The sequence below is a fragment of the Peribacillus sp. SIMBA_075 genome, from assembly GCF_046534585.1.
Window position 1 is genome coordinate 1 of the sequence record NZ_JAWRYN010000998.1, and the last position, 257, is coordinate 257.

Sequence of the window (257 nt, forward strand, 5' to 3'; positions counted from 1 at the left end):
CTGCATCCGTGTAGCTCGTGCTTACACTGGCCGTGTAAAAATTATCAAATTCGCTGGCTGCTACCACGGTCACTCTGATCTGGTGCTGGTGGCTGCAGGCTCTGGCCCGTCCACATTGGGCATTCCAGACAGCGCAGGCATCCCGCAAAGCATCGCTAGCGAAGTCATTACCGTTCCGTTTAACGATAAGGCAGCATTCGCTGAGGCGCTTGAAAAATGGGGCAGCGAGACTGCATGCGTACTGGTCGAACCGATTG

1 pseudogene is annotated in these 257 nt (G+C 54.9%); it reads left to right on the plus strand.

Annotation, left to right across the window (positions count from 1 at the left end):
- Positions 1-257 (plus strand): annotated as a pseudogene (locus SB775_RS31275) (aspartate aminotransferase family protein); the annotation flags it as partial.